We start from the raw sequence: 11,527 nt of genomic DNA on the forward strand, positions 1-11,527 counted from the left end.
GAACCGGGCCGTTCGGAGCCTGACTAGGCCTCCAAAACCAACGGGATGATCATGGGGCGCCGGCGAAGCTTGCGGTTGACCCACGTGCCGATCACACGACGCACCACTTGCTGGAGTTGGTGGGTGGTGTGGTCCGCGTGGTGGAGCACTGCGTCTTCAAGGGCCGCGTTGATCTTGGGGATGATCTCGTCAAAGACGGAATCATCTTCGGCCACGCCGCGGGCGTGGATTTCCGGGCCCGAGACGATCTTGCCTGTGGTCCGGTTGATCACGGTGATAACGGAGATGAAGCCCTCGTCGCCGAGGATCCTGCGGTCCTTGAGGTCGGCGTCGGTGATTTCACCCACGCTGGAGCCGTCCACATAGACGAAGCCCACTTCCACCTGGCCCACCACATTGGCTTTGTGGTCCCTGACGTCAATGACGGTGCCGTTGTCGCTGAGGATGACGCGGTCCGAGGGCACGCCGGACTCTTCCGCCAGGTTGCCATTGGCGATGAGGTGCCGGGTTTCGCCGTGCACAGGCATCGCGTTCAAGGGCTTGAGGATGTTGTAGCAGTAGAGCAGTTCGCCCGCCGCGGCGTGGCCGGAGACGTGCACTTTGGCGTTGCCCTTGTGGACGACGTCGGCGCCGAGCTTGAGCAGCCCGTTGATGATCCGGTAGACCGCGTTCTCGTTGCCCGGGATGAGGCTCGAGGCCAGAATGACGGTATCGCCCTGGCCGACCACCACGCGGTGGTCTCCGTTGGCCATCCGGGACAGCGCTGCCATGGGCTCGCCCTGCGAGCCCGTGGACATCAGGACCACGCGGTGGTCCGGAAGGTTGTCGATGTTCTTGATGTCCACCAGGATTCCTGGCGGGACGTCAAGGTAGCCCAGTTTCGCGGCGATAGCCATGTTGCGCACCATGGAACGGCCCACGAAGGCGACATTGCGGCCATGCTTGGCGGCGGCGTCAAGCACCTGCTGGACGCGGTGCACGTGCGAGGAGAAGGACGCGACGATGATGCGCTTCTTGGCCTGGCCGAACAAGCGGTCCAGGGTGGGACCGATTTCCTTTTCCGCCGTGGTGAAACCGGGGACATCCGCGTTGGTGGAGTCGGCCATGAACAGGTCCACCCCTTCTTCGCCCAGGCGGGCGAAGTGGCGCAGGTCCGTGATGCGGCCGTCGAGGGGCAACTGGTCCATCTTGAAGTCGCCCGTGTGCAGCACGTTGCCGCCGGCGGTGCGGATGAAGACGGCCAAGGCGTCCGGAATGGAGTGGTTGACGGCAACGAATTCGCATTCGAAGGGGCCGAACTGCTCCACTTCTCCTTCGGCGACCGTGAGCGTGTACGGCTTGATCCGGTGTTCCTGGAGCTTGGCCTCAACGAGGGCAAGCGTCAGCTGGGAGCCGACCAACGGCAGGTCCGGACGCAGGCGCAGAAGGTACGGCACAGCACCGATGTGGTCTTCGTGGCCGTGCGTCAGGACGATGGCAACGACGTCGTCCAGCCTGTCCTCGATGTACGAGAAATCGGGCAGGATCAGGTCAACACCCGGCTGGGTCTCTTCAGGGAAGAGCACGCCGCAGTCAACTACCAGCAGCTTGCCGTTGATTTCGAAAACGGCCATGTTGCGGCCGATCTCCCCCAGCCCGCCAAGGGGCACAATCCGGAGTGTTCCCTGCGGAAGTTTGGGCGGGGTGACAAGTCCGGGAAGGGCGGTTTGGGTCATAATGCGCTACTTTCCGGCGGAATCCTTCTAGACAGTGAAGTCCATTCCAGCTTCCGCCAAGTCCTCGCGGATGATTGCGATCTCGGCGGCGTCCGGCTCCACGAGGGGCAAACGGACAACCGAGTTGGGCAGGACTCCCTGCCATTTAAGAATTTGTTTGGCGGCGACGGCGCCTTGGACCCGGGTCATGGTTGCACGGATCACGGGCTCGAGTTCGAAGTTGATCTTGCGTGCAGTGCCAAGGTCGTTCGAGTTGATGGCGTCGATCAGCTCACGGAAACGGCGGGTGGCAACGTGGGTGGTGACGCCAATCAGGCCGACCGCACCCATGGCCATCCACTGGAGGGTCAAGCCGTCGTCCCCCGAGTAGAAGAGGAGGTCGGTTTCCGCCATGACCCTGGTGGCCGCGGCGAAGTCGGCTTTGGCATCCTTGACCGCAACGATGTTGGGGTGGGCGGCCAGGCCGATCATGGTCTCCGGCGTGATCTGAATGGAGGAACGCCCGGGAATGTCATAGAGCATGACAGGGAGCTCGGTGGCGGACGCAATGGCCTCGAAGTGGGCCCGGACTCCGGCTTGGCTCGGCTTGTTGTAGTACGGGGTGACAATCAGGAGTCCGTCGACGCCGAGCTTCGCGGCTTCCTGGGAGAGGTGCACCGAGTGCGCGGTGTCATTGGTTCCCGTTCCAGCGATGATTGCCGCGCGACCGCCCACGGCTTCCTTCACGGCGCGGAACATGCCGAGGTTTTCCTCATCGGTGAGGGTGGACGTCTCGCCGGTTGTTCCGGTGACGACCAAGCCATCGCAGCCGTCGTCGACAAGTTTGACTGCCAGTTCCGCTGCCTGCTTGTAGTCGACTTCGCCATCCTTGGTGAACGGGGTGACCATGGCGGTCAGAAGGGTACCGAGAGCAGGAACGTTCGCACGAGAGTCAGACATATGAAAAACGTTACCCTGTCAGCTGCGGGTTAGGAGAATGGGGCCCGCGTGATTGTCGTCAAATTCGGCGAAATGGGAGCAAGGCCTCAGGCTGAAGCGTCGCTATGGCGCCCGGGCTTCGCTGGCGCCTCCGACGAGCAATACCGGGCAACCGCAGACTCCCGCAAGCGGTCCGCCCACGCCCCGAGTCGTTGGGCTGCCCGCACATAGTCGAACAATTCAACAGGGGTCAACGATTCGAGGTCAGTCTCCGCGAGCCGTCTGGCGAGTTCGGCGCCCGGCTGCTGTTCGGCCAGAACGGTTCCCTCGTGCCGCCACTGCACATCTTCGGGAGGCTCGCCCGCCACTAGCTGCCGGAAGAGGAAATCGACGACGCCCGGGCTCATCGCCTTCATGGGCCCGTCCAGGCCGTGGGGATAGCCGTTCGGCAGCTTCGAAGGATCGTTCATGCAGCCATGGTATTCGAACATATATTCGAATACAAGGTGTTTCCTTCGAGGCGACAGCCGCTACCCCTCCGCTGCGGTGGGCTCAGCGCGGAAGAGGCGCACGGCGTCGCGCATGGATTCCCTCGCGCGCTTGCGGTCGCCGGCGGCGTCGTAGGCGCAGCTGAGCCGGAACCAGGAACGCCAGTCCTCGGGGGCGGCCTCGGCCTCCACGCGGTACTTCTCAAACTCGGCGTCCGCGGCGGCACGCACGATGCGGCCTCCCGGTGTGCGGGGCAGGTTGTCCACCGGCAGCCCGCCTTCGGCTTCGAGCACCTTCGCCATCTTCTCCGTGCGTGCACCGAACACCAGCTCGCGGATCAATGCCCACGCCCCGATGAGGGGAAGCACCAGGTAGGCAGCGCCGATTCCCTTGGCGACCAGGTTCGCGTCACTGAGCAGCAGGATCGAGCGTTCGAAGGTGACCACGAGGTAGAGAACCAACAACAGGGTGACGGCACCCACCCAGATCTTGGTGCGGTTCTCCTTGAATGCGTTCCAGAGCGAGCCCATGCGCCTACAGCCCCAGATCCAGATAGCCGTCCAGGCCGACTGTCAGCCCGGGGTGGGACGCCACATTGCGCAGTCCCAGCAACACACCGGGCATGAAGGACGCCCGGTCGAAGGAATCGTGGCGGATGGTAAGTTGCTCACCCGGCCCGCCGAGGAGCACTTCCTGATGTGCCACGAGTCCACGCAAGCGGACGCTGTGGACTCGGACACCGTCTACGTCGCAACCGCGGGCACCGTCAAGGGCGCTGTTCGTGGCATCCGGGCTTGCCGGGACTCCGGCTTCTTCGCGGGCTGCGGCAATGAGCTGGGCAGTGCGGACGGCTGTGCCCGAGGGAGCGTCCACCTTGTTCGGGTGGTGCAGCTCGATGATCTCCACCGATTCGAAATACTTGGAGGCCTTGGCGGCAAAGGCCGAGGCGAGGACGGAGCCGAGGGCGAAGTTGGGGGCGATAAGGACGCCTGCCTCCGGATTCGCCGCAAGCAAGCCGCGCAAGTCCGCGAGCCGCGCGGCGTCCCAACCGGTGGTGCCGACAACTGCATGCATGCCGTGTTCGACGGCGAAGCGGACGTTCGCTTCGGTGCTGTCCGGTACGGTCAGGTCGACGACATACTTGGCGCCGGCGTCGAGCAGGGTATCAAGGGAATCGCCGCGGCCGAGCGCCGCGACGAGCTTCATGTCGGAGGCTGCCTCCACCGCTTTGACGGCTTCGATACCCATGCGGCCCTGGGCGCCCAGAACGGCGACAGCAAGTTGTTCGGTCATGCCCTTAACCCTACCGGGCGGCGCGCACCGGAATTACCCCGCACGGGATGGTGGCTGCCCCCAACGTGGGGTCGCGGGAACGGTGCGGGTTCGCCCGAACGCTCCGGCGAACCGGCACCGTTCCGGCGATTTTGACGGGAAGCGAGCTACTCACCGGCCCCGACCCACTCGATCGTGCCGTCGCTGAAGAACTGTTCCTTCCAGATGGGCACTTGCGCTTTGATCCTGTCCACAAGCTCCGAGCACACTGCGAAGGCTTGTCCGCGGTGTGCGGCGGCAACGGCGCAGACGAGCGCAGGTTCGCCAATCTCCAGCAGGCCGATCCTGTGTGCTGCCCAGATGCGGACAGGCTGGGCAGCCTCCCCCGAGTGCTCCGCCACGAGTTTCGCGACGACGTCGGCCATGACTTGGTGCGCGGTGGGGTGGGCGCTGTAGCTGAGCCTGTCGACAGGTTTGCCTCCGTCGTGGTTCCGGACCACACCGCTGAAGCTCACTACCGCTCCCGCGGTGTCCGATTCCACGGCTGCTATGGCCTGGTCCACGGAAATCGGTTCCGCGCTGAGGATCGCGCTGACGACTTCGAAGTCGGTTTCAGTGGTCATGACTTCCCTCCAATTGATCGCAAAGGTGGGCGATGACGGGATCAAGGACCGCAAGGCCGTCCATCACGCCCTTCGGCGAACCCGGCAGGTTCACGATGAACGTCTTGCCGGCTGTACCGGCATGGCCCCGGCTCAGCATCGCCATGGGGGTCTTGGCGGCCCCTGCGCGGCGGATGCCCTCCATGAGCCCCGGTATTTCGCGGTCCAACAAAGGCAGGGTGACTTCCGGAGTACGGTCATCGGGGCTCAGCCCGGTGCCGCCGCTGGTAATGACGACGGCGGGGTCCTGGGTCAGCAGCGCACGGATGGCGGCACCGACCGGCTCACCGTCCGGGACCACCATGACGGGGAAGGTCTCGTAGCCGTGTTCGACCAGCCAGTCCAGGATCACGGGGCCGCTCTTGTCCTCGTAGATTCCGGCCGCGGCCCGGTTGGACGCGATGACGACGCCGGCCTTCCGCGGGCCACGGCGGGGTTCGCACGCGTTCATGCGCGTTCTCCTTCGCCGGGCGCGCCCGGCGAGGCTGGAAGGGCCCAGTCGCCGCTCTTTCCGCCGCTCTTGGCCAGCACCTGGATGCCGCTGATGACGGCGTGCTTATCCACTGCCTTGATCATGTCGTAGACGCTCAAGGCAGCCACGGAGGCCGCAGTCAAGGCTTCCATCTCCACGCCCGTGACGCCCTTGGTCTTCACCGTTGCCAAGACGACCACCGTGTCCGGGCCGAGTTCGAAGTCCACCGTGACCTTCGAAATCGGCAGCGGGTGGCACAGCGGGATGAGTTCGGGCGTCTTCTTGGCTGCCATGATGCCGGCAACGCGCGCCACCGCAAGGGCGTCGCCTTTCGGAAGCTCACCGGCGCCGAGCAGGGTGAGCACCTCGGAGGTGCTGTGGACGGTAGCGGTGGCGGTCGCCTCCCGCGTGGTCACGGCCTTTTCGGAAACATCGACCATTTGGGCTGTACCATCCTGGCGCAAATGCGTAAGGGCGCCGCCATCCTGGCGCAAATGCGTGAGGGCGCCGCCATCCTGGCGCAAATGCGTAAGGGCGCCGCCATCCTGGCGCAAGTTGGTGGGGCCGCCGACGATGCTTGCGGGGTCTGGAGTGTCATTCACAACATCCATACTTCCACTTCCGCCCCGGCGTCGAGTTCCGTGACGGCTGCAGGAACCTGGACCAGCGCGTTCGAGTTGGCGAGCGCATGGATGAGATGGGAGCCGGGGCCACCTTCAAGCCTGACCGTTCCCCCCGGAAGAAGCGTGCCTCGGCGGACCTGGTGCTTACCGGCGGGCGAGGTCAACGACTCCGCAAGGCGCGCCTGCAGGCTCGGACGCAAGGCGGGGCTTCCAACCACGGCGGCGAGCGCCGGGCGAAGGAACATTTCGAAGGACACGAGGCAGCTCACCGGGTTGCCCGGGAATCCCAGGAAGGGCACGCCGTCGAACGTTCCGATCCCCTGGGGGCCGCCGGGTTGCATGGCCACAGACACGAATTCAACGGGCTGGCCTGCCATGGCCTGCCGGACCACTTCGTAGGCGCCCTTGCTGACACCCCCGGTGCTGACGATGAGATCGATGGTTCCGCTCCGGCTGCGGAGGAGCGCCAGCAGTGCGGCGGGATCGTCGCCGCTGATTCCCGTCCGCGTGACATGGAGGCCGGACTGCAGCATGGCGGCTTCGAGCAGGGTTCCGTTGGAATCGTAGATCTTTCCTTCCGGCAGAGACGTACCGGGTTCCACGACTTCATCGCCGGTGGTCACCAAAAGGACGCGTACGGGCTTCCGGACCTCGACGGCGGTCATGCCCAAGGCGGCGAGCAGCCCTAATTGCCCGGGACCGAGCGAGGTTCCAGCGCGCAACGCAACGGTTCCCTCGGTGATGTCGCTCCCGGCGTCGCGGACGAACGTCCCCGGCTCCGTTGTGGGAAGACGGACGGTTGCTGCCACACCGGGGGCGGGAAAGACATCAGGCACTGCCTGTTCGATCGGCACGACGGCGTCGGCACCCTCAGGCATCATGGCGCCGGTCATGATCGGGGCTGCTGTGCCGGGCATGAGTCGGAGCGGTGCCGCCCCGGCAGGGACAGGATCCACTACCGTCAGCTCCGCACCGGCGTCGCTCCCTGCGTGGGGGGTGAGGTCCGCTGCCCGGACGGCAAAACCGTCCATCTGGGAGTTCGCGAAGGGCGGCAAGCTGAGCGGGGCCAGGACGTCGGCGGCAAGTACCCGGCCGAGCGCCCCCATCAACGGGAGCTCTTCGGTGCCCTCTTTGTGTGCGAGGCCGGACAGCAGCTCCTGGACGGCTTGGCGGTGGGCTGCGACGGATCGTGCCACGAGGGTTCCTCCCGGGTTGTTTCGCTCAGACCTACACAGCCTAATGTCAGTTGGCGGAGACGTGGATGGTGTGGAACCCCGTGGCGCCGTCCGGGGCTACGGGAGTTTGGGCCTCGGGCTGCGGCGTACCCGTGGCATCGGTGGCACGGACTTGGATCTCATGGTTTCCCGGGCCCAGGTCAAGGCCCAGCTGCCATTGGTACCAGGTGTCCGAGGAGATCCCCGCAGCGAGCTTGGCTTCGTGCCAGCTTCCGCGGTCGACGCGCAACTCAACCCGGGAGACGCCGCGGTGTTGAGCCCAGGCGACGCCGCCAAACTGGGTTGTTCCGGCTTTGACCGAGCGGCCGTCCCGGGGCACGTCGATGCGGGACTGCGTCTTGATGGGACCGTGGTCGCTCCATCCACGCGGAACCCAGTAGCCCTGGTCGTCAGCGAAGCGGGTGACCTTCAGTTCCGTCAGCCATTTGGTGGCCGAAACATATCCATAGAGGCCCGGGACGACCATCCGGACGGGGAAGCCGTGCTCCAGCGGCAACGGTTCGCCGTTCATTCCGACGGCGAGGATCGCGTCGCGATTATCGGTGAGCGCTTCGAGAGGGGTCCCGGCAGTCCAGCCGTCAGTGCTGCGGGACAGCACCATATCCGCCCCGGGCTTGGGTCCGGCCATGGCGAGGAGTTCGCGGACCGGCCAACCCAGCCAAAGGGCGTTGCCGATCAGGTCTCCGCCGACTTCGTTGGACACGCAAGCGATGGTCACGTAGCGCTCGATCATCGGCTTGGTCAGCAGCGTGGCGAAATCCAACTGGACTTCGCGTTCAACCAAACCGGTCACCTTGAGGGTCCAGTCCGGCGGATTCACGGCTGGCGGGATGAGCGCCGTGTCGATCCGGTAGAAGTCGGGGTTCGGCGTGACGAGCGGCTGCAGACCCGCCAAGGTGAGTGCAGCGCCGTCGGGAACCTTCTGCGGAGGAGTCACCGGGGCGGGAAGGGCCACCCCGCGGCGGAAATCGGATGCCACCGTTCCGGCCCTGCGCACCACCGTCGTCACGATCCCTACGACGACCGCTGCGATCGCGGTTCCACCCAGCAGTTGCATAAAGCTTCTGCGGGCCAATGGCATGTCGGCTGCTTCGGGCACGGGTCGCCAGGTTTCGAGCCGCTGGATCAGGAGCCGGAGGAAAAGCATGGTGACAACTGTGGCAACGACAGGGGCGATGGCCGCTGTGGGCGCAGCTTGGGCACGGGTCAGCACCGCAGCCAGCCCGGCCGCTCCGGCGAGCAAGGCAAGCACCAGCCCCGCTCCTTTTCGCCGATACTCCAGGAGGCCGGCGACCGCGGCGAGGACCAGTGTCACCAGGGCGATGCTGACGATCAAGGCAAGTTTGTCGGCGGTGCCGAAAAGGTTGACGGCCAGTTCCTTGGCCCAACCCGGCACGGCGTCGATCACCACACCGCCCAATGCGGTGACGGGCGAGACGGACGGGCTCAGGAACCCGGCCAGCAACTCGCCGGCCGCCACCCCGAGTCCGATGGCCACCACGCCGCACGCCGCCGCCCATCGGGCCGCCGTCCTGGTACTGGTTTTCTTCGAAGTGGTCCTGCTCATGATGTGCCTGCCTGTTCGGGGCTCTCTGCCGGAATGGTGTCCGCGGGAACTGTCTGTGTCGGAAATACTTTGGTGCGGGATGGGGTTGCCTGTGCACCCGAGGGAAGGCGGAGCGTGAAACGGCAGCCCTCCCCCGTATTCGCCACCGTGACAGCGCCGCCATGCGCCTTCACGATGCCCGCCACCATGCTGAGTCCCACGCCTGCCCCGCTGTATCGCGGCGGACCCCCTTCGACCGGGGTTCCCGCTCCCCGGGAACGGTCCTTTTGCCAACCGGTCTCGAAAACGTGGGCGAGATCCTCGTCGTCGATGCCGCCGCAGCTGTCCACGACGTCGACGACGGCGTCGCTTCCGTCGCGTCCGACGCGAACCAGGACCCCGCCGTCGGGCCGGCTGTAGATAATCGCGTTGAGCAGCACGTTCCGGACGGCCCTTCCCAGGCTGGGGCCGTCAGCGACGGCCATGCACTCGCGGTCGCCGCCGCCGTCGAGCCGGATGCCGCGCTGGGCGGCGAGCGGCGCGAGATCGGCGATGGCGTCGCTCACGAGGTCGTAGAGGTCCAGTGATTCTGCGCTCAGCCGGAGCGTTCCGGCCTGGATTTTGGACAATTCCAGGAGGTCGTTGACCATGACCGCCATCTGGTCCGTCTGGGCGATGATCTTGCGGTAATACTCGGGGACGTCGGAGGCCATGCCGTCTTCCAGCGCTTCGGCCATGGCCCGCATGCTGGCCAAGGGGGTCCGGAGGTCGTGCGAGATCCAAGAGACCAGTTCGCGGCGGGCCGTTTCGACGGCGGCTTCCCGTCGCCGGGATTCCTCCAGTTTGATGCTGCTCGCTTCGAGTTCCTGGGCAAGCTGGGCAAGCTCGGAGTTCATTGCCGGTCCGGCCCGCCGCGAGGCTGATTGTGGCAGGAACGAGCCATCGAGGGCTTCTCCGCTGCCAAGGCGTCGCGTTGCTGCCACGAGCCGGATGGCGTTGCGGGACACCCCGGCCCCGAGGACCAGGGAAATCGCGATCGCCACGGCCGAGGCCACCCCAAGGATGTACCACATGACTTCGAGGTCCAGGGCGGAGATAAACATCGCATTGAAGGCGCTCACCATCCCTGCCACGAGGACGGCAACGGTGGCCACCACCACGAGGCAGATCTGGACCAGGATCGACGCTCCGCGCAGGAAACGCAGCAAGGCAAGGGTCAAGGCACCGATGAGGACAGCCCACAGCAGCATCCAGCCCAGGATCGTGAACATTTCAGCTGGCTGCATGTCCACCTTCCTTCGCGTCAAAGCGGTAGCCGACTCCCCAGACCGTCTTGAGCAGCACCGGGGTGGTGGGGTTGTCCTCGATCTTTTCGCGCAAGCGGCGGACGTGGACCGTCACGGTGGACAAATCCCCGAAGTCCCAGCCCCAGACTGCCTTGATGAGATCCTCGCGGCTGAAGACTTGGTTGGGCCGACGGAGCAGGAACGCCAGCAGATCGAACTCACGCACCGTAAGCATGAGGGGTTTGCCATCCTGGAGCACTGTGCGCGAGGCCGGATCCAATGCGAACCCGGCGAGCTCCACGGGAGGTTCCGGGCTGAATTCCCGGATGCTCCGGCGCAACACGGACTTCACCCGGAGGACCAGCTCGCGGGGTGAGAAGGGCTTGGTGACGTAGTCGTCCGCTCCGGTTTCCAGGCCCAGGATGCGGTCGTCTTCCGTGCCAAGGGCGGTGACCATGATGATCGGAACGCTCATGGCCAGGCGCAGCCTGCGGCACACTTCCACGCCGTCGAGTCCGGGCAGCATCCGGTCCAGGATGACAAGGTCGGGCCGCCTGGCGGCCGCGAGGCTCAGCGCCGTGAAGCCGTCGCCCGCGAGATCGACCTGGAAACCTGCCTGGACCAGGTAGTCCCGGACGACGTCGGCGATGGTCTGTTCGTCTTCGACCAGAAGAATGCGGCGATTGCCTAGTTCGGCAGCGTGCGGGCCGGGCTGCATGTTCACACCTTCAGCATAGATTCGCATGGTGCCCGCGGTATGTGTTCCTGGCGCCGCCGGGCCAACCGTATGCATTCCGTAAGAAGTTACGTCTTGCATCGCCTCCAAAGGGAGCGGACGACGAACATGACCGGTGGGCGATATCACGCTCGGGCCCTGCCTGGCGTAGCCTGAACCCATGAGTGTTCAGCTAGGCATGCCGTTGCCCCCACCGGGCGATGGGACGGGAAGCAGCGTGTCTGCGCCTCCGCCGCGCCCTGCCGGCACTCCCCCGGGCCTGTTCGACCGTTACGGACGCCGGGCCACCGATATGCGCTTGTCCCTGACAGACAAATGCAATCTCCGCTGCACGTACTGCATGCCGGCCGAGGGCCTTGAGTGGTTGTCCAAACAGGCCGTCATGACCGCCGCCGAGATTGTCCGGCTGGTGCGGATCGGCGTCGAGCAACTCGGGGTCCGCGAACTTCGCCTCACGGGAGGCGAGCCCTTGGTGCGTGCCGACCTGGTGGACATCATCGCCGCCCTCCGCGAGGCGCACCCCGACCTGCCGATCTCCATGACCACCAACGGCGTCGGACTCGACAAGAAAGC

General features: G+C 65.5%; 13 protein-coding genes. 1 reads left to right on the forward strand and 12 read right to left on the reverse strand.

The features are described 5' to 3' along the window. Window positions 1–23 precede the first annotated feature (23 nt). The 12 genes from AB4Z38_RS21620 to AB4Z38_RS21675 form a co-directional block, all read right to left on the reverse strand. Window positions 24–1,715: a ribonuclease J gene (locus tag AB4Z38_RS21620; RefSeq protein WP_441431600.1), complete on the reverse strand. Its 1,692-nt coding sequence runs from the start codon at window positions 1,713–1,715 to the stop codon at window positions 24–26. Window positions 1,716–1,742: 27 nt separating this feature from the next. Then, on the reverse strand, window positions 1,743–2,654 hold the full coding sequence (dapA, locus tag AB4Z38_RS21625; RefSeq protein WP_441431601.1) for a 4-hydroxy-tetrahydrodipicolinate synthase: 912 nt from the start codon (window positions 2,652–2,654) through the stop codon (window positions 1,743–1,745). 86 nt (window positions 2,655–2,740) lie between these two features. After that, on the reverse strand, window positions 2,741–3,103 hold the full coding sequence (locus AB4Z38_RS21630; protein ID WP_441431602.1) for a hypothetical protein: 363 nt from the start codon (window positions 3,101–3,103) through the stop codon (window positions 2,741–2,743). Window positions 3,104–3,163: 60 nt separating this feature from the next. After that, the gene (locus AB4Z38_RS21635) at window positions 3,164–3,652 is read right to left on the reverse strand and encodes a hypothetical protein (RefSeq protein ID WP_441431603.1); all 489 of its coding nucleotides are present in this window, start codon (window positions 3,650–3,652) and stop codon (window positions 3,164–3,166) included. A gap of 4 nt (window positions 3,653–3,656) precedes the next feature. Then, complete coding sequence (gene dapB, locus AB4Z38_RS21640) at window positions 3,657–4,415, reverse strand: 4-hydroxy-tetrahydrodipicolinate reductase (RefSeq protein ID WP_441431604.1); 759 nt, start codon at window positions 4,413–4,415, stop codon at window positions 3,657–3,659. Between the two features lie 146 nt (window positions 4,416–4,561). Then, window positions 4,562–5,017, reverse strand: coding sequence for a molybdenum cofactor biosynthesis protein MoaE (locus AB4Z38_RS21645; RefSeq protein WP_441431605.1), 456 nt, complete (start codon window positions 5,015–5,017; stop codon window positions 4,562–4,564). After that, window positions 5,007–5,507, reverse strand: a complete 501-nt coding sequence (locus AB4Z38_RS21650; RefSeq protein ID WP_441431606.1) for a MogA/MoaB family molybdenum cofactor biosynthesis protein — start codon at window positions 5,505–5,507, stop codon at window positions 5,007–5,009. Before AB4Z38_RS21650 ends, AB4Z38_RS21645 begins: the two co-directional genes overlap by 11 nt. Then, complete coding sequence (gene moaC, locus AB4Z38_RS21655) at window positions 5,504–6,139, reverse strand: cyclic pyranopterin monophosphate synthase MoaC (protein ID WP_441431607.1); 636 nt, start codon at window positions 6,137–6,139, stop codon at window positions 5,504–5,506. The genes AB4Z38_RS21650 and moaC overlap by 4 nt, the downstream gene beginning before the upstream one ends. After that, window positions 6,127–7,347 carry a molybdopterin molybdotransferase MoeA gene (locus tag AB4Z38_RS21660; RefSeq protein ID WP_441431608.1) on the reverse strand — a complete coding sequence of 407 codons (1,221 nt, stop codon included), beginning with the start codon at window positions 7,345–7,347 and terminating at the stop codon, window positions 6,127–6,129. Before AB4Z38_RS21660 ends, moaC begins: the two co-directional genes overlap by 13 nt. A 46-nt stretch (window positions 7,348–7,393) precedes the next feature. Then, window positions 7,394–8,953 carry a molybdopterin-dependent oxidoreductase gene (locus AB4Z38_RS21665; protein WP_441431609.1) on the reverse strand — a complete coding sequence of 520 codons (1,560 nt, stop codon included), beginning with the start codon at window positions 8,951–8,953 and terminating at the stop codon, window positions 7,394–7,396. Continuing rightward, the gene (locus AB4Z38_RS21670; RefSeq protein WP_441431610.1) at window positions 8,950–10,218 is read right to left on the reverse strand and encodes a sensor histidine kinase; all 1,269 of its coding nucleotides are present in this window, start codon (window positions 10,216–10,218) and stop codon (window positions 8,950–8,952) included. Before AB4Z38_RS21670 ends, AB4Z38_RS21665 begins: the two co-directional genes overlap by 4 nt. Next, window positions 10,205–10,936 carry a response regulator transcription factor gene (locus AB4Z38_RS21675; protein WP_441431612.1) on the reverse strand — a complete coding sequence of 244 codons (732 nt, stop codon included), beginning with the start codon at window positions 10,934–10,936 and terminating at the stop codon, window positions 10,205–10,207. Before AB4Z38_RS21675 ends, AB4Z38_RS21670 begins: the two co-directional genes overlap by 14 nt. Before the next feature lie 178 nt (window positions 10,937–11,114). On the opposite strand from AB4Z38_RS21675, the gene AB4Z38_RS21680 reads away from it, so the two are divergent. Further along, window positions 11,115–11,527, forward strand: a 413-nt coding sequence (locus tag AB4Z38_RS21680; protein WP_441431611.1) for a radical SAM protein, incomplete at its 3' end; no start/stop codon positions are given.

Source organism: Arthrobacter sp. 2RAF6, from assembly GCF_052115205.1.
GTDB lineage: Bacteria > Actinomycetota > Actinomycetes > Actinomycetales > Micrococcaceae > Arthrobacter.